The following is a 17,752-nucleotide window of genomic DNA, read 5'->3' on the forward strand; positions in this document are numbered from 1 at the left end:
GGCATGCGCCGGGCGGGTTGGGCAGGACGCCCAACCCCGGTCTTGCCGTGCGCGCAGGACAGCGCACACGAGCAAGGCGCTCTACGAGGCACGCAGGAGCAGCTTTTGCCGTCCCCTGCCTGCCCACACCGCCCCGTCCACCACGGAACGCCCCCTGTTGCTGTTGCTGTTGCCTCTGCGGGTGCCGGGTGCAACCTGGCCGGCCCCCCTACCCCCGCAGCAGCATGAACGGCAGTAGCACCAGTGCCGCCGCCACCGCCATGCCCAGCAGCACCAGCACCACGAACGCAGGGCGGCGGCGCAGCAGGCTGCCAAAGGTCTCGGCAGTGCCGTCGCGCAGAGCCTGTTCGCGCTCGGCACGGACCCGCACGCCACGGGCTGCCTGGTAATCGGCCATCAGCGCCTTGGCACGCGGCTGGTCGGCATCCTCGCGCAGCCACAGGCCACCATTGGAGATGCCCCATGGACTGGGTTCGGTGCGGTACCAGGCGATGCCGTGCTGGTCCAGCAGCGTGCAGACATCGGCATATTCGTCGTTGCCGACATTGCGCAGATTGAGCAGGAGTTTTGCCATGCCACCATGATACCCGGCGCCAATGCGCTAACCTTGCCGCCCTCGACTCATCGCCCCTGGAGACGCCTGATGCGCCGCCTGCTGCTTCCCCTGCTGCTGTCCCTCGCCGCCGTTGGTTGCTCGTCGGAGCCGTCCGGCCCGCCGCCGGGAGGCACCATTGCCACGTTCGAGCGCATCGACACCCAGCCGGGCAGCGGTGCCGAGGCCGTGCCGGGCCAGAAGGTCAGCGTGCATTACACCGGCTGGATCTACGACGAGCGCGCCGACAACAAGCACGGCAAGACCTTCGACAGTTCGGTCGAGCGCGGCGAGCCGTTCACCTTCACGCTGGGCGCAGGCCAGGTCATCCGTGGCTGGGATGAAGGCGTCGCCGGCATGAAGGTCGGCGGCAAGCGCACGCTGATGATTCCGCCGGAATTCGGCTATGGCGACCGCCAGGTCGGCCCGATTCCGGCAGGTTCGTCGCTGGTGTTCGACGTCGAGCTGCTCAATGTCCGACAGTGACGTCCGCCCGCCGCGCCGCATCGCCGTCATCGGCGGCGGCCCGGCCGGGTTGTTTGCCGCCGAGCGGCTGCGCGCGGCAGGCCTGGATGTCGATCTGTACGAGGCCAAGGGCTCGCCGGGCCGCAAATTCCTGATCGCCGGCAAGGGTGGGCTCAACCTCACCCACTCCGACCCACGTCCACTGTTCGACAGCCGCTACCGCGAACAGGCCAGCCGCGTCGGCCGCTGGCTGGATGGTTTCGACGCGCAGGCGCTGCGCGACTGGGCCGCTGGCTTCGGCGTGGAGACCTACGTCGGCAGTTCCGGCCGGGTGTTCCCGGTCGACCGCAAGGCGGCACCGTTGCTGCGCGGCTGGGTCCGCCGGCTGAAGGAACAGGGCGTGCGCCTGCACGTCAACCATCGCTGGCTGGGCTGGAGCGACGACGGCGCACTACGCTTTGCCACCGACAGCGGCGAACTGGAGGTGCGTGCCGATGCGACCGTACTGGCACTGGGCGGCGGAAGCTGGCCGCAGCTGGGCAGTGACGGTGCTTGGGTTCCGGCGTTGCAGGCCCGCGCCGTGGACATCGCGCCGTTGCAATCGGCCAACTGCGGATTCGACGTTGCGTGGACACCGTTCTTCGCACAGCGCCATGCGGGCGCGCCGCTGAAGCCGGTCGTCGCACATTGGCATGGCCTGGACGGTGAGCCCCGCTCGCTGCAGGGCGAGTGCGTGGCCAGCGAGTACGGTATCGAAGGCAGCCTGATCTACGCCCTGTCGGCCGACCTGCGCGACACCCTCAACCGCGACGGCCACGCCACGCTGTGGCTGGACCTGGTTCCGGGCCGCGACGAGGCACGCCTGCTGGCCGATCTCTCGCAGCCGCGCAAGGGCCGCAGCTTCGGCGAGCACCTGCGTCGCCAGGCTGGACTGGACGCAGTGAAGACCGCACTGGTGTTCGAAACACTGGGCAAGGATGCCGGCAACGATCTGGCCGCGGTGATCGCCACGTTGAAGCGCCTGCCACTGCGCCTGCTGCGCCCGCGGCCGATGGCCGAGGTGATCAGCACGGCCGGCGGCGTGCGCCTGGACGCGCTGGACGAGGGCCTGATGCTGCATGCCTTGCCCGGCGTGTTCTGCGCCGGAGAGATGCTGGACTGGGAAGCACCGACCGGTGGCTACCTGTTGACGGCCTGCTATGCCAGCGGACTGCGTGCGGCAGAGGGCGTGACCGCGTGGTTGGCCACGCGTTGATCAACGCGCGATAGCGCCGGAAATTTCACCCCGGCCGACGCATCTTCACCGACGCCAATTGCACGCCACTGGGATGCGGATACAGTTCCTCGCGCTCGGCGACGAAGCCCTGCCGCTGGTAGAACGGCACGGCGTTGAGCGAGGCCGACAGCACCACCTCCCGCGTCGGGTCGGCCAGGGCCAGCAACCGCTGCATCAGCGCTTGGCCGATACCCTGCCCGCCCCGATCCGGATCGACGAACAGCGCATCGATCTCGTTGCCCTCGGCATCGAGCACACCGAACCCCAGCACATTACCCCGATCATCCTCGGCTAGGACGCAGCCGCCCTGCCCCAGCAGCCGCGCATACTGCACCGGCGGCGGCGATGCCGACCAGGGTGCAATCACCTCCGGCGGATAGTGGCTGCTGCACAGCTCACGTACGCAGCGCGTTCGCAGGGCCCACAGTGTGCCCACATCATCGTCGGTACCCGTCCTGAACTGCATGCTGCCTCCTTGTATGAATGGTTTTCGTGCAATCGGGCCTGGGCTCGGTCCTGCCACGCGGGTCACCGCGACTTGCTGGCCCGCAGCGCCTGGACCTTCGGTGGCGGCTGGAACGAATCGCTGCGGGCGTCCGCCCAGAACGAATGGAACACCGCGTGATCGGGCACCTTGTGCAGCAGCTCGCCCGGTTCCAGGTAGCGATACAGCGAGGCCAGCGAACGGATCTCGACCGGCGACACCCGGCGCAGAATGTGTTCCGGGCCGAGCTCGGCCGGATCGTTCAAGCCCGCCGCGCACAGCAACTCCTTCAGCGCGTGCAGGGTGTGCTCGTGGAAGCTGTACACGCGCGTGGCCTTGTCCGGTGCATCCAGATGCTTCCAGCGTGCCGGATCCTGGGTCGCGATGCCGGTCGGGCACTTGTCGGTATGGCAGCTGAGCGACTGGATGCAGCCCAGCGCGAACATGAAACCGCGCCCGGCATTGCACCAGTCGGCGCCCATCGCAATGGTGCGGGCGATATCGAACGCGCTGGTGATCTTGCCGGCAGCGCCGATACGGATGCGCTCGCGCAGGTCCAGGCCGACCAGGGTGTTGTGCACCAGCAGCAACGCTTCGTGCATCGGCACCCCCACGTGATCGACGAACTCGGCCGGTGCCGCGCCGGTACCGCCTTCGGCGCCATCGACGACGATGAAATCAGGCAGCAGACCGGTCTCGTGCATTGCCTTGGCGATGCCGAACCATTCCCATGGGTGGCCGATGGCCAGCTTGAAACCAACCGGCTTGCCACCGGACAGTTCACGCAGGCGGGCCACGAACTGCAGCAGTTCAACCGGCGTGGAGAACGCCGAATGGCGCGATGGCGACACGCAGTCCACGCCCATCGGCACGCCACGCGTCACCGAGATCTCGGCGGTCACCTTCGGCGCCGGCAGCACCCCGCCATGGCCGGGCTTGGCACCCTGCGACAGCTTGATCTCGATCATCTTCACCTGATCGTGGTTGGCATTGGCAACGAAGCGTTCCTCGCTGAAGCCGCCCTTCTCGTCACGGCACCCGAAGTAGCCCGAGCCGATCTCCCAGACCAGGTCACCGCCCATCTCACGGTGATACGGCGAAATCGAGCCTTCGCCGGTATCGTGGTAGAACCCCCCCAGGCGTGCGCCTTCGTTCAATGCGCGGATCGCATTGGCCGACAGCGAACCGAAACTCATCGCCGAGATGTTGAACACGCTGGCCGAATAGGGCTTGGCACAGTTCGGACCGATCAGCACGCGGAAATCATGCTTGGCGATGGTGGTCGGCGCCAGCGAATGGTTGATCCATTCGTAGTCCACCGCATATGTGCTGCGCAGGGTACCGAAGGGCACCGTGTCCATCTGGTTCTTGGCGCGCTGGTAGATCAGCGCGCGCTGCTGCCGCGAGAACGGCACATCCTCCAGATCGCTCTGCACGAAGTACTGGCGGATCTCCGGGCCGATCGATTCCAGGCCATAACGGAAGTGCGCCATCACCGGATAGTTGCGGCGCAGGGTGCTGCGCTTCTGCAGCAGGTCCCAGGTCCCCAGCGCGATCATCGCAGCGGTAATGCCGACGCCCCAGTACCAGGCCGGCCAGATCGTGGCCAGCCACAGGCAGATCGGAAACATCAGGATGGCGAGCAGGTAGACAATATACCGGTGCATGGCGTTCCTCGGTTGCAACTGCCCCGAGTCTACCGCGCAAGCACCTACAGGCGATCGTCGACCACGCTGCGCGGCCAGGCGGACTTCACGTCATACACCAGCCCACCGGGCGCCAACAGGCTGCGGATATGGGCATCGTCCATCGCCTTGAAGCTCTCATGCGCAACCGCCAGCACCACCGCGTCGTAGCTGCCGGGCACCGGCTCGGCCAGCCAGTTCACGCCTTCGTCCGCCATGGCAGCCGGCCCCACCCACGGATCGCTGACGTCCACCTGCGCGCCGCTGCCGGCCAGCCGCTGGGCCAGTTCCAGCGCGCGGCTGTTGCGCAGGTCCGGGCAGTCCTCCTTGAAGGTCACGCCCAGCACCAGGATGCGCGAATGCGCCGGCACGCGACCACGTTCGGCCAGCATCGCCAGCACGCGTTTGGCCACATGTTCGCCCACCCGGTTGTTGACCTGCCGGGCGGTGTGGATGAGGTCGGGGTGGTAGCCCATGCTTTCGGACTTGTGCAGCAGGTAGTACGGGTCCACGCCGATGCAGTGGCCTCCCACCAGCCCCGGCCGGAACGGCAGGAAGTTCCATTTGCTGCCTGCGGCGTCGAGCACATCCTGGGTGTCGATGCCGAGACGATCGAAGATCAGGGCCAACTCGTTGACCAGCGCGATGTTGACGTCGCGCTGGATGTTCTCCACCACCTTGGCTGCTTCGGCCACCCGCATCGACGGCACCGGGAACGTGCCGGCAGTGATGATCCGCTGGTACAGGCCATCGACCACCGCAGCCACCTCCGGCGTTGAGCCGGAGGTGATCTTGCGGATGTCGGCCAGGCGCCGTTGCCGGTCACCCGGGCTGACCCGCTCGGGACTGTAGCCGCAGTAGAAATCCTCGTTGAAGCGCAGGCCCGAGCCCTGCTCCAGCAGTGGCACGCAGACTTCTTCGGTGGTGCCCGGGTAGACGGTGGATTCGTAGATCACCAGATCACCGGCGCGAAGATGGCTGGCGATCAGTCGCGTCGCCGAGCGCAGCGGCTCCAGATCAGGCTGCTCGTAGGCATCGATCGGCGTGGGCACAGTGACGATGTAGACGTTGCAGGCGTCGAGCTGCGCCGGATCGCTGCTGTAACGCAGCAGCGACGCGCTGGCCAGTTCGTCCGGCTCCATTTCCAGCGTGTGGTCCTGCCCCCCGGCCAGTTCGGCGATGCGCGCAGCATCGATGTCGTACCCCAGGGTAGCCAGCTGGCGACCGAACGCCACTGCCAACGGCAGCCCCACATATCCCAGGCCGATGATGGCCGGGGACGGGCTCTGTGCTGCGCCGATCGGCGCACTCATGCGCGGCGTCCAACAGGAGGCAACGGTGTCCGCTGGGTCATGCGAGGGTCCAGGTGCAGGCAAACGTGGCGACAAGGTTAACCGCGGCAGCGGCGCCAGACCACGCCCGGATCAGGATCCGAGGCTGACGGCAGCCGGCTCGAGTTCGCCGTGCCGCCCCGTCCAGGCCCGCAACAACAGGCAGAAGCCATGCTCCGGGGGCTCCTGCCCCAGGCTGAAACCCTGCCACGGGGCCGCCACGATGCTGCCCAGCGTCGCCGCATCCACGTAACGGTTGGCCATCGTCCAGCGCGGGAACCAGCGGCTCGGGATCGGGCCTGCGGCAAGCTGGATGATGCCGCCGTGGCGACGCGCGTTGCCGATCCGCGCGTGCACCGAAGCCAGCCCATCCCGTGGGCCTTCGATGTACTGCAGGAAACGGCTGCCATCGAACATCAGCGCCCCGGTCACCCCGGCCATGCGGTTGAACGCGGTCGCATCGGCCAGCAATGCATCGAGCTCGGGCATGTCCAGTCCCTCCCTGGCCGTGCTGACATAGGCGTACGCATGCAACGGCATGTCCATCACTCCCCTCCTGAGTGCAGAGGAATATGACAGGAAGCACGAGGACTTCAAGCGTTGGCTATTCCGGCGGCGACTCGACCTGATAACCGCGTTGCACCAGCGCATCCAGATAGCCTTCGCCCAGCAGCAGGCTGACCGGCACCGTCGCGAAGGTGCCTGGATGACGGCTCAGCGCCGCATCCACGCCCTGCAGCCAGCGCGTGCGTACCTGCTGCGGCATATCGCTCCAGCCGCGCCTGCGCACGAAGGCCGAATCCTGCAGCAGTTCGCGGCAGGTCTGGGCCATCGCCGAACCCGACAGCCGGCGCAGTGCCGCGACATCACCCAGCGCCCAGGCGTTGGCGCGCTCGCGCAGCACCGGTGCCTGGAATTCCACCGTGTCGAGCGTGCGTTCGAAACACGCGCGGTCATCGACTTCGGTGGCCTGCAGCTCCTTCAACGTGCCACGGATGTCGTCGACCTTCAGCTTGACCTGCACGTCTTCCGGCTTCAGATCGTGCGCCTTGTACGCGCGCCCAAGTGCTTCCTTGACCTGCTTGCCATCGCGCAGGCCGTTGCGCTTGAGGAACGCCTGGTACAAGCGGCCGGAGGCCACCAGCGGACGGTCCTTTTCCACGCCACGGTCATTGCCCAGGTAGGTCTGTTTCAGGCCGAGCCAGCGCGCGTGCGTTGCCGGCGGCAGGATCTGGTCAAGCGTGCGCCCCTGCGGATCGCGCGCGGTCTTCAATGCCAGTGGCAGCAGGGTCAGGCCCTTGAACACACCGATCTTCGCATCGAGGGCGAAACCCGGATCGCCCAGCACATGGTCGACGCTGGCAATGGTCCGCTCAACTTCGTCGGAGCGCCATTGCACACCGCTCGGCAACGGCGAGACCGTGCCCAGGATCCACAGCACATGCCCCTGCGGAGCGGTGATCTTCCAGAGGCCGGGGCCGGGTTGATCGCCGGTCACCTGCACCGTCGCCATGTCCACCACAGCGCCGGTGGGCGCAGGCCCCTGCTGCGCGGCAGCCGGGCCGATTGCCAGCATCAACCCCAGCACGGCATTGCATCCGATCCATCGACTGCCACGTGCACGCATATCGCCATTCCCGGGAACGTTGGCGGACTGTACCCAGCGCCGCGCCCGGTTGCGTAAAAGCAGCGTTAGCCGGCGGCAGCGGCAGTGATTCCGTTACAATCGGCGCGCGCTGCAGGCCCGGATGGCGAAACTGGTAGACGCATCGGACTTAAAATCCGCCGGGGGCAACCCCATGCCGGTTCGATTCCGGCTCCGGGCACCAACGGTTTCAGGCGATTTCTTGTAGCTCCCAGCGCTCCGCAATTTTCGACTTGCTGCGCAAAAGCGAGCTGGCCGTGCTCACACGCCCCGGCGCAGTTCCCTCAGACCTGTCCTCAGCCGTGTCTTCATCGGGTCCTTCGCCCTTGGCTTCGTCACCGCCGGCGAACGGATTGGCGCCAGCGCTTCCTTTACTCGTTCCAGGTCCCTCGCCCCCCCTCGATCAAGCAGCGTGCCTGCTGCAGCAGTTTATGTAGGCGGCAGGGCGGGCAGCGGCGGTAGAGGCTCGCTCGGAGTGTCGTCCACCATCCGAGCCACAGCTGCTCGCAGCCGCATCCGGGGGTCCAGCCTGCCCGCGCACACCTGGATCTTTGGCTGGCGAGACTTGGGCGATTTGCCGCCTATTCCTCCACGGCGTCCAGATATCCCCCAGATGGACCCAGCCAGAGGAGGGAGGAGCTGAGCGGACGCCTTGGCAGCCGTGCAAGGGGAGCACGGCCGGAAGCACACGGGCGGCGGTCGCAGATCCTGCAAACGCGGCAGTGACCTGTCTGAATCGTTCGGTCCAGGTACTGCCGCAGCGCTGCTCAATCTTCAGGGAACGTTGATGCTGGGATGGCCGACACCATGGAACACGGCAGAAACGAGCCGTATAGTCTGTTGATGAAGAGCATTGGAGCGATGATGAACGCTATCTCGCATGGCCCCGTATCGCTGGGGCGCAAGAATGGAGGCTATGGGAACGAGCCGACGGCGGCGACGAGACTGTCGTATTTGCCCCGAAATGCTCATCGCGCAGGCTTTCACAGCCATAGCTCTTGTCCAGCTGAACAACGATCAGGGCAATCCTGTCGGCAGCTTCACGCACCGAGAACCATGCTCCGCAGTAAAGCTGTACAAGCATGCCCCTACAGTTCGTCAATCCGCGACATGGACGGCTCATGCTGAAATCTCTCGCAAGCCTTTCCCATGCGGCATTGATCGCTTTGATCAGCTTGGTCATTTCAGGCTGCCACAAGGAACGCTCGTATCCTGTTTACCGCGAAAATCCTGTACCTGCGGATGCGCTGCCCATCATCATCCGGGTCCATGACGCGCCACTGGAGATACCAACTCCCAAGGTATCCGTCACCTACCAGATAGATCCACTTTGCCTCCCCCCGATCAACAATTACGAGGGTGTGCAATACGAACCGAACCAGCACACGATTGATCCCCCAGTACGGCGTATAAGTGCTACAGAATTCAGCAGCACCGTGTTCAAGGACGGAATGGAAGTTGCTGACTATTACGGTAGTGGCCCGTGCACATGGACACCTGCTCTCGTAGAAGCTTCGTTCGCCTTCATCATCGATGATCGGCCAATCCGTGCATCAGTCTCAGCTCTATTCAGTGAGATTGAAGGCGGGAAAACCTTCACCGCCTATATAAAGCGCGCATTGCCCCCCATGACCACGGGGCAAACGCCAAGCCGGACTCCAACCGAACCTTCGAGTTGGTACGAAAAGATGCCACAAGACAAGCGCAAGGAGTACTTCCCAATCGAAGTATCCACACGGGTTGAAGGAACAACGCCATGAACGCTAGGGAAAACGCCACGCTTTCGAACCATGTCTATAAGGACCCCCTTCCGCCCCCCGATTCCGACATCGCCATTGATGGAACGAAATACACGGTTTTGGCCCGTCGCGACTCCGGGAACGGATATCAAGGTGTTGTCTACCTCAACATAGAAACAAAAGAAGTCATCGCTGCCCATCGTGGAACCGAGTTTGATCGCCAGGCAGTACTTGATGGCGGCATCGACGCTGCGATGGTCACCGCCAGAATCAATTCACAGCTTGGCGATGCTCTTGCGCTCACCAAGCAGGCAACCAAACTGGCTGAGGAAAATGGGTATGGGCCAGTGCACGTCACCGGGCATTCACTGGGCGGCGCGCTCGCACAGATCACCGCGCACCACTACAACCTCCCCGGCGACGCGTTCAATCCGTACGGCGCTGCCGGGTTGGCCTATCGCCTTCCCGAAGGCCAGCCAGCCAATGCGGCGCCGTTCACCAACCATGTCATGGCAGGCGACCTGGTCAGTGCGGGCGGCCCGCATTACGGCAAGGTTGAGATGTACGCGCTCCCCAAGGAACTGGAGGTTCTGCGCACCGCCGAGCAGGGCCAGCGCATCGCGTCCCTCGGAGCACCTGGGCTGAAAAGCGGCCACCTCATGTCCGCCGCTGTGGCGGTCCAGTTGGGGGATTCCCATCGAATGGTTCATTTCCTTGATCGGATGACCGACAAGGGGCCGGTGCAGTCTGTACTGGACGACCCCAGAGCCCGGGTCACAGACCCTGAAGACCTGCGCCGGATTGCCAACTATCGCGGCGATATACATCAGCTGCGTGTGGGAGCGACCGTGCTTGTCGGCGGCGGACCTGGACTGCTGCGCGACGGGGTCAATTACCTGCGCGGCGCCGAGGAAGCCGGTGCGTACGCTCGCCACGAGGCTGAAGCGGAGCAGCGGGCCCAAAATGCGCTCAAGCCCGGCGGGCAGCTGGTCCAGGATGCAACCGACAAGGGCTCGCCCTCTCTGACCAATCCAGGCTTCTCTCCCAAAAGCCCGTTGCAAGAAAGCATCGAATCAACCTTGGACAAGGCAGGCCTGGATCCCAGGAAGGAAGGCCACTTGGAACATGCGCTCTACCGGCAGATTCGCGATGGCGTATCCGCCTTGGATGCGAAGCATGGGCGTGACTTCGATAAAACCAGTGAGCGAATAACGGCCAGCCTGCTGGCAACGGCCAAGAGCAGCGGGCTGGAACGCGTAGATCACGTCGTGTTGGGCAACCCACCTGCCAACAGCTCAGGCCAGCGCATGTTCGTCGTGCAAGGCGAGCTCGACAATCCGGCACACCTGCGGGCATCGGTTGCGATCAGCGAGGCGGTCAACACACCCGTGGAGCAGTCGCTCGCCAAGGTCGAGCAGATTTCACAGGCACAGCAGGTCGCCCAGCAGGACAACGCCCAGGAGCAGACGCGAGCCGCGATGCGCATGAGCTAGCCCAGCGGCTGCCCGGATCGTGGGCATAGAGCGCGGCGAACTCCTGCAGCAACACGGTGGCACCCGTCATGCGGACCAGCTTCTGGTAGGCGGCTTCCATTTGGGCGGAATAGCACACCCAATCAAGCATCGACGCTCTCACAAAGAGTCCGCACCGCTGGTTGCGTACAGCAGGCTGCCGGAGGGAATGCGGCCATTCGGCTGCCCTCTCCGCGATCAGGACGCCTTCAGGCCGGCATGGCAGAATCGAACGCCGCGCCCCGGCCGCCGAACCGCGCACAAGGAGATCAGCATGAAGTGGATAGGGATCGCGTCATCGCTGGCGCTGGTCGCGATGCTCGCCCAGGCCACCGCACCGGCATCGGCGCAGAGTCGTTCGGACAGCCACCGCAACCTCGGCGGAAGCCTGGATATCCGCAACAGTGACGGATCGTCCAGCCGCATCAAGCGCGACCTGTCCGGCCGGGTGACCGCCGAGCACAGCAACGGCAGCCGTTCGACCACCACCACCGATCTGAGTGGCCGCAAGCGCACCTCTCACAGCGATGGCAGCTACTCCAACAGCAGCACTGACCTGAGCGGCAACATCCGCACCCAGTATAGTGACGGCAGCTACTCGGTCAGCAAGCGTGACCTGAGCGGCCGATGGCGCACTGAGTACAGCGACGGCTCCTACTCCACCAGCGTGCGCGATCTGAGCGGCAACTGGAGCACCACCTCCAGTGGTGGCATGGCCGCTCGCCATCCCGAACGCGGCGTCGGCAAGCGCTGAGGCCCGCGCTCAGATCGCCCGCGAATAACGCGGCTGCTCCTGCGCAGCGCGCAGATAGGGATCGAAGCACATTGCCAGCAGGCGCAGCAACGGCCGCCCCGGCTCGCTGGCACGCACAACGCCATCGCGGTACTCGGCCAGGCCATCCTGCTGCAGGTGCTGCACGGCCTGCAGGTCTTCGGCGAAGTAGGTCTCGAAATCAATGCCGTGGCGCTGGGCCAATGAGATTCCATCTACCTCACCCTGGCACATCAACTGCTGGATCAGCTCGGCGCGCAGCTGGTCGTCGGCACTGAGTGCGACGCCGCGCCAGACCGGCAGCTGTCCCTGGTCCACCGCGCTCTCCCACGACGGCAGGTCACGCGGATTCTGGCTGTAGGTGGCACCGATGTGACTGATCGCACTTACGCCGAGGCCGAGCAGATCGGTGTCGGCGTGGGTGGTGTAGCCCATGAAGTTGCGATGCAGCTGGCCGGCGCGCTGGGCACGCGACAGATCTTCTTCCGGCAAAGCGAAGTGGTCCATGCCGATGTACTGGTAGCCGGCTGCGGACAGGCGCTCCACTGCCAGGCCCAGCAGCGCCAGCTTGTCTTCCGGCGAAGGCATCCGGCTTTCGTCGATCTGCCGCTGCGCGCGGAACAGGTGCGGAAGATGCGCATAGCCATACACCGCCAGTCGATCCGGACGCAGCGCCAGCACCAGTTCCAGGGTACGGCCGAAGCCCTCAAGGCTCTGCCCTGGCAGGCCGTAGATCAGATCGACGTTGACCGAACGCATGCCGCTGTCGCGGCACGCACGCAGGATGTCCAGCGTCTGCCGTACGCCCTGCACCCGGTTGATCGATTCCTGCACCTGCGGGTCGAAATCCTGCACGCCCAGGCTGGCGCGGTTGAAGCCCAGCCGGGCCAGCATCGCCACGTCGCTGGTGTCGATGAACCGCGGGTCCAGTTCGATGGAAAAATCACGCTGCGACGAGCCGCTGAAATCGAAGCGGCGGCGCAGGCCCTCGACCAGTGCGGTCATCGCATCGGCATCGAGGAAATTCGGCGTACCACCGCCGAGGTGCAGCTGGATCACTTCACGGCCGTCGGCGAACTGCGGTGCCAGCAGGTCCGCCTCGGCCAGCACGCGTGACACGTAGCTGTGGCCACGCCCACGGTCGCGGGTGATCACCCGGTTGCAGCCACAGTAGAAGCAGGGGCTGGAGCAGAATGGCACGTGGACGTACAACGACAGCGCGCGCGCCAACGGGTTGCTGTCGGCGATCGCCTGGCGCAGCGCGGGTGCATCGAAGCCGTCATGGAAGTGCGGCGCGGTGGGATAGGAGGTGTAGCGCGGGCCGGGACGGTCATGCCGTCGCAGAAGATCGGGATTGAAGGTCCAGGCCAGGCCACCGGCAGCGGGAGAGAACGTGTCCATGGCGCCAGCATCGCCCCAAGCCTGCCGGTGCGCCTTGACCCAGATCAATCCTTGGTGGGCACGCCCAGCACCGGCAGCATGACCTGCGGCCAGCGCAGCATCTGGTAGCGGCGCCAGAAGGTGTCGGCGATGCGGGCGGCCACATCGTCGGCCAGCGCCTGCATGGGCGGGTTGTTGCATTCGGCCGTGGTGATGTGGAACAGCACCAGCCAGCGGTCGAACAGATCCTTTTCCAGATCGATCGCCATGTGCTTGGACATCGGCGAGCCCTTGAACCTGCGGGTCCCCCGCAGCATCGCAGACCAGAAATCGACGAGCTGGGCCAGGTGTTCCGGCCAGTCGCGCACATGCCCTTCAAATACCGGCCCCAGACGCTCCTCTTCACGCACGCGCGCATAGAAATCGTGGACCAGCCGGGTCACTTCCTCCTCGCTGCACAGCTCTGGCGAAGCAACGGGAAGAGCAGTCGTGGGCGTTGCGTTCATCAGGCCACCAAGTGCGGATCGGCAGTGTGCCGCATGCCGCCACCACCGCTGTTGATCCAGATCAATGTCAGCGCACTGCGGCGCACCTAGGCTGGCACGCTTGCAGGAAGCATGCCCTGCGGATGCTGCGCCAACCACGGCGAAGTATACGCGCCGCCCTCTTCTTCAACCCGAACCCGCATGAACACACCGACTTCCAGCCGCCAGCGGCATATCCAGCATTGGGGTGCAGTCCTGTGGCCCAGCTTCATCGCCGCCGGCCTGGCCTGCGTGGTGTTCTTCGCCTTCGTCGATCCACTGCGGCTGCAGGCGATCAGCTTCCCGGGTACGGCGATCAGCCGTGAGCTGGGCTACACCGCAGGCTTCTTCATGTTCTGGGCGGTCACCGCACTTTCCAGCGCGGTGACCGGCTACCTGCTGCGGCCGATGCCGGACGACGAGGATGAGGAGCTGCCACTGGGATGAGCATCACCGCCTCCTCGCCCCTGCGCGCATGGCGTTGGCGCCGCACCCTGGGCCTTGCGTTGCTGGTCCTGTTCCATGCGCTGCCGTGGCTGCAGTGGGATGGACGCCAGGCCCTGCTGCTGGACCTAAACGCGCGCCGCTTCGACCTGTTCGCCTGGACCCTGTGGCCGGACGACATCGGTGTGTTGCTGGGGCTGCTGGCGGTGATGGCGGTGGCTCTGGCCCTGCTCACCCATCTGGCCGGTCGCGTGTGGTGCGGACATGCCTGCCCGCAGACGCTGTGGACACGAGCGTTCGATGGAATCGCGCAGGCATTGGCCCGCGGGCTGCCGGCGAAGCTGGCGCGGCCGACCACCCAGCTGGCCTGGTTGCTGCTGTCGCTGTGGACCGGGATCACGTTCGTCGGGCTGTTCAGCCCGATCCGCGAACTGGTCACCGGCGCGTTCGATGGCGCATGGAGTGGCTGGGAGACCTTCTGGGTGCTGTTCTATGCCGGCGCCACGTGGGGCAATGCCGGGTTCCTGCGCGAGCAGGTGTGCCGATCACTCTGTCCGTTCGCGCGCATGCAGCCGTTGCTGACCGACCCGCACACCCCGCGCATGCTGTATGACCCCCGCCGCGGGGAGCCGCGCGGCGCCCGCCCACCGGCATTGGGCGGCGTGCTCAGCCGCGGTCGAGGCCTGCTCGACCCCACCACCGCGCAGGACTATGTCTTCCGTGCCGCGCATCCGCTGCTGGCCGGACCGATGCCCACCTTCAGCGCGGATCGGTTGGGCGACTGCCTCGATTGCATGGCCTGCGTGCGCGCATGCCCGATGCAGTTGGACATCCGCCAAGGTCCACAGGCCGACTGCCTGGCCTGCGGTGCCTGCCTGGACGTGTGCGCGCAGCAGCAGCATCAGGCCGGTTTCGGCCCCAGCCTGGTGCGCTACTGCAGTCCGCAGGTGATGGCAGGCCAGCCGCGCCGGTGGTGGCGCCCCCGCACCACGGCCCTGGCTTCGTTGCTGCTGGCGCTGCTGGTGTGCGGCGCTTGGCGCCTGCTCTGATCAGCCCGGCTCGCCCGGGCGCGGCGGTACCAGCTGAGCGCGGCGGACGATGCCCAGTTGTTCGATGATCAGCGCCATTTCATTGGTGACATCGGTTCGCCCGGTCCCCTGCGGAACCAGACGATCAAGCACCTGCTGGTAGGTATCCCAGAACGCCGGACCGCATCCGTGTTTGTGATAACTGGCTTCCAGTTCGCGGCGTACCCGTTCAGCCAAGCCATGCATGCCGTATTCCATACGACCTCCGTTGGACTTGTTCTGCATCGTTGACGGTCGACCGATTCACTTGCGAGCTACTGAAAGACTCCCGGCCTTCACAGCCGGTTGATGCCAATTAGTCATAGATTTCACGACACGTCAATTACAGGCCGCGACTTTCGCGATTGAAATTATTAATCGTTCATGAAAGGCTGTAGCGACCGGGATCAGAAACGTCCGTGCCGATGTCGACAAAGCCAGCCGGCCAACCCGGGTAGCCATCACAGATTGGACCATCACTGGGGACACGTCGATCGATTCTGCCTATGTTGCTAAGCATACTTAGCAAATCGATCTTTGCGGCCTGTCTGCGACAACCCTCGACGCATCTCATGCGGTTTCGTCGTGCGAGTCGTCATCCATCGGGAACAACGCAGGGTATCGCTGCTGGAGGATGTAGCGCCTCAGCGGGGGGATGGGAAACCCTTTGGGCCATTGCGAGACAGCGGATCTGCTGATTCCAAACAACCTGGCGAGCTCTGCGTCGGTGGAAAAGCCCAGCCGCGTGCGGACCTGCCGCTTGCTCCAGAATTCGTCCATTTTCGATCCCTTTCATCATCAAACTTATTCTTGCGCCAAGGCCTCTTTCGCTTCCACGCGTTAAGCTGGCTTGCATAGATGAATACTCTTGGACAACGACTCGCGGTCGCCATGAAGGACGCCGGGCATGCACGCCCTGCCGACCTGGCGCGTGCCGCCGAAACGACGACGGCAACGGTCAGCAACTGGCTCAACGACCACGTCAAGGCCAACCACGTGAAAGCCGAACAGCTGTTCCGCATTGCCGATGCGGTGAAGCTGGACCCACGCGAGCTGCTGTTCGGCCCGCTGGGACGGGGAGTCGGCGAGCGCGGCACGGCCTACATGCACATGCCCAGCGAAGCCCATCTGGATGTCTGGCAAGCGGCCTATGAGCTGGTCGCCCACATCCTTGACGAGCGTGGACTTGAGGTGGGCTACCGTCGCGAGGCCACGCTGGGGTTGATGGCCCATGACCTGCTGATGGAGGGCGTCAGTCGCGGCAAGGTCGCACGCGTGGTGATGACTGCCCTGCCCTGACCCATCGCGGGCTGGTAGCATGGCCGTCGATGGGGATGGGGCTCCCCCGATAACCGCCTGAGATGGCTGATGGCTCCTGCTCAGACGAACCCGGCGTTCGTCGATGGCAGGCCGTGCCCGCCATTGCGTCCGCCGTCGAACCTGCGAACACGCACTCGAGGCAAGCAATGCAGACGTTCAACAACTATGTGCTGGTATTCCTGGGCGGCGGTGTCGGCGCCTGCCTGCGCCATGCCTGCAATCTGATCGGCGCCCGCGTGGCCGCCGGCAGCGCCTGGCCCTGGTCGACGTTCCTGGTCAACATCAGCGGCGCCGTACTGATGGGCGTGGTGGTGGAGGCGTTTGCGCTGCGCAATGGCGCTTCGCCGCAACTGCGCCTGCTGCTGGCCACCGGCGTTCTTGGTGGCTACACCACGTTCTCCACCTTCTCGCTGGAAACCGGTCTGCTGCTGCAGCGGGGCCAGCATGGCCTGGCCGCACTGTACGCGGGCGGCTCGGTAGCCTTGGGCCTGGCCGGGCTGTTCGCCGGCATGAAGCTGACCCGGCTCGCGCTGGGGTAACAGTCAGCCGGCAGCAGCGCGCGCCTGTCCGCGCCACTGCCGTGGCGATTGCCCGGTGTGTGCCTTGAACGCCCGCGACAACGCGGCCTCGCTGCCATAGCCAACCTCGTCGGCGATCCGTTTCAACGGTCGCCCCTGCCGCAACGCCTGCTGCGCCAGGCCTACCCGCCAGCCCTGCAGATACTGCCCGGGCGTGGTTCCCATGGCCTCGCGGAAACTGGCGGCGAACACGCTGCGCGACATGCCTGCAACGTCGGCCAGATCTTCCAGTGTCCAAGCCTGGGCGGGTGCCTCGTGCATGGCCACCAGCGCCAACCGCAGCCGTGGATGGCCAAGCCCGGCGAACAGGCCGCCGCGCATCTCGCCGCCCTCCATCAACTGCCGCAGCACCTGGATCATCACCACCTCGAACAGACGATTGACCATCACCGTGCGACCGCAGCGCTGCTCGAATGCCTCTTCGAACAACAGCTCCAGGGCGGCATGGCCGCCATACAGTTCGGCCAACGGCAGGCAGATGAAATCGGGCAGCGCGGCACTGATCGGGTTGAGCCTGCCGCCCTCGAAATGGAGGTTGGCGCAGGCCATGTCGGCGCCGTGCTGAGGATCGGTGTGGAAGCGATGCGGCAGCGGGCGCGGATACAGCAGCAGGCTGGGAACGTCGACCTGCACCGTCTGCGTGCCATGACTGACCTGCAACGGACCGCGCCGCACCAGGTGCAGCTGGCCGGCGTCGCCTTCGGCCTCCAGGCTGTTGATGCCGCACAGCGCGCCGGCATGGAACACCGAGGCGGTGACCGCGAAGCGTTCGAGCAGGATGGCGAGGCGATCGACCATGGCGGGACCCCAGATCAAATGGAAGGGAGCAGATACGGCAGATCGTATCGAATTCGATTGCATTGCGTCAGGGGCTAGCCACCGCGCAGGGGCAGCGCTATACAGGCGGCACCTTCCGCGCAGACCGCACCGGCCAGGGCA

20 protein-coding genes, 1 tRNA gene and 1 riboswitch are annotated in these 17,752 nt (G+C 65.3%); of the genes, 10 read left to right on the forward strand and 11 right to left on the reverse strand.

Translation table 11 applies throughout. From position 1 onward, the window contains the following. Positions 1–208 precede the first annotated feature (208 nt). A complete protein-coding gene (locus TEP_RS12050) occupies positions 209–574 on the reverse strand; it encodes a DUF6164 family protein (protein WP_132825430.1) in 366 nt (121 codons plus the stop codon). A 69-nt stretch (positions 575–643) separates the two neighbouring features. Between TEP_RS12050 and TEP_RS12055 the strand changes: the two genes are divergently transcribed. Both TEP_RS12055 and TEP_RS12060 read left to right on the forward strand, forming a co-directional pair. Further along, the gene (locus TEP_RS12055) at positions 644–1,078 is read left to right on the forward strand and encodes an FKBP-type peptidyl-prolyl cis-trans isomerase (RefSeq protein ID WP_132825431.1); all 435 of its coding nucleotides are present in this window, start codon (positions 644–646) and stop codon (positions 1,076–1,078) included. After that, positions 1,065–2,312: a TIGR03862 family flavoprotein gene (locus TEP_RS12060; RefSeq protein ID WP_132825432.1), complete on the forward strand. Its 1,248-nt coding sequence runs from the start codon at positions 1,065–1,067 to the stop codon at positions 2,310–2,312. The genes TEP_RS12055 and TEP_RS12060 overlap by 14 nt, the downstream gene beginning before the upstream one ends. A gap of 25 nt (positions 2,313–2,337) precedes the next feature. Here TEP_RS12060 and TEP_RS12065 read toward each other — a convergent pair whose 3' ends face one another. The 5 genes from TEP_RS12065 to TEP_RS12085 form a co-directional block, all read right to left on the reverse strand. Further along, positions 2,338–2,799 (reverse strand): GNAT family N-acetyltransferase, encoded by a 462-nt coding sequence (locus tag TEP_RS12065; RefSeq protein WP_132825433.1) that lies wholly within the window; start codon positions 2,797–2,799, stop codon positions 2,338–2,340. 62 nt (positions 2,800–2,861) lie between these two features. Then, positions 2,862–4,484, reverse strand: a complete 1,623-nt coding sequence (locus TEP_RS12070; RefSeq protein ID WP_132825434.1) for an FMN-binding glutamate synthase family protein — start codon at positions 4,482–4,484, stop codon at positions 2,862–2,864. 44 nt (positions 4,485–4,528) lie between these two features. Beyond that, entirely contained in the window at positions 4,529–5,815 is a 1,287-nt protein-coding gene (locus tag TEP_RS12075) for a nucleotide sugar dehydrogenase (RefSeq protein ID WP_132825435.1), read from the reverse strand. A gap of 111 nt (positions 5,816–5,926) precedes the next feature. Continuing rightward, complete coding sequence (locus TEP_RS12080; protein ID WP_240790693.1) at positions 5,927–6,379, reverse strand: BLUF domain-containing protein; 453 nt, start codon at positions 6,377–6,379, stop codon at positions 5,927–5,929. A 58-nt stretch (positions 6,380–6,437) separates the two neighbouring features. Continuing rightward, the gene (locus tag TEP_RS12085) at positions 6,438–7,460 is read right to left on the reverse strand and encodes a TraB/GumN family protein (RefSeq protein ID WP_132825436.1); all 1,023 of its coding nucleotides are present in this window, start codon (positions 7,458–7,460) and stop codon (positions 6,438–6,440) included. 115 nt (positions 7,461–7,575) lie between these two features. On the opposite strand from TEP_RS12085, the gene TEP_RS12090 reads away from it, so the two are divergent. The 4 genes from TEP_RS12090 (at position 7,576) to TEP_RS12115 (ending at position 11,482) form a co-directional block, all read left to right on the forward strand. Beyond that, a tRNA-Leu gene (locus TEP_RS12090) sits at positions 7,576–7,662 on the forward strand. Between the two features lie 937 nt (positions 7,663–8,599). After that, positions 8,600–9,238, forward strand: coding sequence for a hypothetical protein (locus TEP_RS12100; RefSeq protein WP_080149209.1), 639 nt, complete (start codon positions 8,600–8,602; stop codon positions 9,236–9,238). Beyond that, on the forward strand, positions 9,235–10,710 hold the full coding sequence (locus TEP_RS12105; protein WP_132825437.1) for an XVIPCD domain-containing protein: 1,476 nt from the start codon (positions 9,235–9,237) through the stop codon (positions 10,708–10,710). The genes TEP_RS12100 and TEP_RS12105 overlap by 4 nt, the downstream gene beginning before the upstream one ends. 292 nt (positions 10,711–11,002) lie before the next feature. Continuing rightward, positions 11,003–11,482 (forward strand): hypothetical protein, encoded by a 480-nt coding sequence (locus tag TEP_RS12115; RefSeq protein WP_132825439.1) that lies wholly within the window; start codon positions 11,003–11,005, stop codon positions 11,480–11,482. A gap of 9 nt (positions 11,483–11,491) precedes the next feature. Here TEP_RS12115 and hemN read toward each other — a convergent pair whose 3' ends face one another. Beyond that, positions 11,492–12,901, reverse strand: a complete 1,410-nt coding sequence (hemN, locus tag TEP_RS12120) for an oxygen-independent coproporphyrinogen III oxidase (protein ID WP_132825440.1) — start codon at positions 12,899–12,901, stop codon at positions 11,492–11,494. Between the two features lie 44 nt (positions 12,902–12,945). Beyond that, positions 12,946–13,386, reverse strand: a complete 441-nt coding sequence (locus TEP_RS12125; protein ID WP_132825441.1) for a group III truncated hemoglobin — start codon at positions 13,384–13,386, stop codon at positions 12,946–12,948. Positions 13,387–13,566: 180 nt separating this feature from the next. On the opposite strand from TEP_RS12125, the gene TEP_RS12130 reads away from it, so the two are divergent. Both TEP_RS12130 and TEP_RS12135 read left to right on the forward strand, forming a co-directional pair. After that, entirely contained in the window at positions 13,567–13,851 is a 285-nt protein-coding gene (locus tag TEP_RS12130) for a hypothetical protein (protein WP_132825442.1), read from the forward strand. Next, on the forward strand, positions 13,848–14,897 hold the full coding sequence (locus TEP_RS12135) for a 4Fe-4S dicluster domain-containing protein (RefSeq protein ID WP_132825443.1): 1,050 nt from the start codon (positions 13,848–13,850) through the stop codon (positions 14,895–14,897). The genes TEP_RS12130 and TEP_RS12135 overlap by 4 nt, the downstream gene beginning before the upstream one ends. Here TEP_RS12135 and TEP_RS12140 read toward each other — a convergent pair whose 3' ends face one another. Beyond that, a complete protein-coding gene (locus TEP_RS12140) occupies positions 14,898–15,134 on the reverse strand; it encodes a hypothetical protein (RefSeq protein ID WP_093817858.1) in 237 nt (78 codons plus the stop codon). 351 nt (positions 15,135–15,485) lie between these two features. Further along, positions 15,486–15,695 (reverse strand): hypothetical protein, encoded by a 210-nt coding sequence (locus TEP_RS12145; RefSeq protein ID WP_132825444.1) that lies wholly within the window; start codon positions 15,693–15,695, stop codon positions 15,486–15,488. A gap of 78 nt (positions 15,696–15,773) precedes the next feature. Here TEP_RS12145 and TEP_RS12150 point away from each other — a divergent pair, with 78 nt between their 5' ends. Together TEP_RS12150 and crcB are read left to right on the forward strand one after the other, a co-directional pair. Then, a complete protein-coding gene (locus TEP_RS12150) occupies positions 15,774–16,214 on the forward strand; it encodes a helix-turn-helix domain-containing protein (RefSeq protein WP_223485056.1) in 441 nt (146 codons plus the stop codon). Positions 16,215–16,236: 22 nt separating this feature from the next. Then, positions 16,237–16,300: riboswitch (Fluoride riboswitch) on the forward strand. An 81-nt stretch (positions 16,301–16,381) separates the two neighbouring features. After that, the gene (gene crcB, locus TEP_RS12155; RefSeq protein WP_132825445.1) at positions 16,382–16,774 is read left to right on the forward strand and encodes a fluoride efflux transporter CrcB; all 393 of its coding nucleotides are present in this window, start codon (positions 16,382–16,384) and stop codon (positions 16,772–16,774) included. 3 nt (positions 16,775–16,777) lie between these two features. On the opposite strand, the gene TEP_RS12160 is transcribed toward crcB, so the two are convergent. Then, positions 16,778–17,611, reverse strand: a complete 834-nt coding sequence (locus tag TEP_RS12160; RefSeq protein ID WP_032976490.1) for an AraC family transcriptional regulator — start codon at positions 17,609–17,611, stop codon at positions 16,778–16,780. Positions 17,612–17,752: the final 141 nt, after the last annotated feature.

Origin of the sequence: Stenotrophomonas sp. TEPEL (assembly GCF_004348785.1) — a bacterium.
GTDB lineage: Bacteria > Pseudomonadota > Gammaproteobacteria > Xanthomonadales > Xanthomonadaceae > Stenotrophomonas > Stenotrophomonas indicatrix.

What these genes read in the sequence shown, in the direction of transcription:
- TEP_RS12050 (WP_132825430.1), bottom strand. Translation starts at nt 574, where the DNA reads ATGGCAAAACTCCTGCTCAATCTGCGCAATGTCGGCAACGACGAATAT.
- TEP_RS12055 (WP_132825431.1), top strand. Translation starts at nt 644, where the DNA reads ATGCGCCGCCTGCTGCTTCCCCTGCTGCTGTCCCTCGCCGCCGTTGGT.
- TEP_RS12060 (WP_132825432.1), top strand. Translation starts at nt 1,065, where the DNA reads ATGTCCGACAGTGACGTCCGCCCGCCGCGCCGCATCGCCGTCATCGGC.
- TEP_RS12065 (WP_132825433.1), bottom strand. Translation starts at nt 2,799, where the DNA reads ATGCAGTTCAGGACGGGTACCGACGATGATGTGGGCACACTGTGGGCC.
- TEP_RS12070 (WP_132825434.1), bottom strand. Translation starts at nt 4,484, where the DNA reads ATGCACCGGTATATTGTCTACCTGCTCGCCATCCTGATGTTTCCGATC.
- TEP_RS12075 (WP_132825435.1), bottom strand. Translation starts at nt 5,815, where the DNA reads ATGAGTGCGCCGATCGGCGCAGCACAGAGCCCGTCCCCGGCCATCATC.
- TEP_RS12080 (WP_240790693.1), bottom strand. Translation starts at nt 6,379, where the DNA reads ATGGACATGCCGTTGCATGCGTACGCCTATGTCAGCACGGCCAGGGAG.
- TEP_RS12085 (WP_132825436.1), bottom strand. Translation starts at nt 7,460, where the DNA reads ATGCGTGCACGTGGCAGTCGATGGATCGGATGCAATGCCGTGCTGGGG.
- TEP_RS12100 (WP_080149209.1), top strand. Translation starts at nt 8,600, where the DNA reads ATGCTGAAATCTCTCGCAAGCCTTTCCCATGCGGCATTGATCGCTTTG.
- TEP_RS12105 (WP_132825437.1), top strand. Translation starts at nt 9,235, where the DNA reads ATGAACGCTAGGGAAAACGCCACGCTTTCGAACCATGTCTATAAGGAC.
- TEP_RS12115 (WP_132825439.1), top strand. Translation starts at nt 11,003, where the DNA reads ATGAAGTGGATAGGGATCGCGTCATCGCTGGCGCTGGTCGCGATGCTC.
- hemN (WP_132825440.1), bottom strand. Translation starts at nt 12,901, where the DNA reads ATGGACACGTTCTCTCCCGCTGCCGGTGGCCTGGCCTGGACCTTCAAT.
- TEP_RS12125 (WP_132825441.1), bottom strand. Translation starts at nt 13,386, where the DNA reads ATGAACGCAACGCCCACGACTGCTCTTCCCGTTGCTTCGCCAGAGCTG.
- TEP_RS12130 (WP_132825442.1), top strand. Translation starts at nt 13,567, where the DNA reads ATGAACACACCGACTTCCAGCCGCCAGCGGCATATCCAGCATTGGGGT.
- TEP_RS12135 (WP_132825443.1), top strand. Translation starts at nt 13,848, where the DNA reads ATGAGCATCACCGCCTCCTCGCCCCTGCGCGCATGGCGTTGGCGCCGC.
- TEP_RS12140 (WP_093817858.1), bottom strand. Translation starts at nt 15,134, where the DNA reads ATGGAATACGGCATGCATGGCTTGGCTGAACGGGTACGCCGCGAACTG.
- TEP_RS12145 (WP_132825444.1), bottom strand. Translation starts at nt 15,695, where the DNA reads ATGGACGAATTCTGGAGCAAGCGGCAGGTCCGCACGCGGCTGGGCTTT.
- TEP_RS12150 (WP_223485056.1), top strand. Translation starts at nt 15,774, where the DNA reads ATGAATACTCTTGGACAACGACTCGCGGTCGCCATGAAGGACGCCGGG.
- crcB (WP_132825445.1), top strand. Translation starts at nt 16,382, where the DNA reads ATGCAGACGTTCAACAACTATGTGCTGGTATTCCTGGGCGGCGGTGTC.
- TEP_RS12160 (WP_032976490.1), bottom strand. Translation starts at nt 17,611, where the DNA reads ATGGTCGATCGCCTCGCCATCCTGCTCGAACGCTTCGCGGTCACCGCC.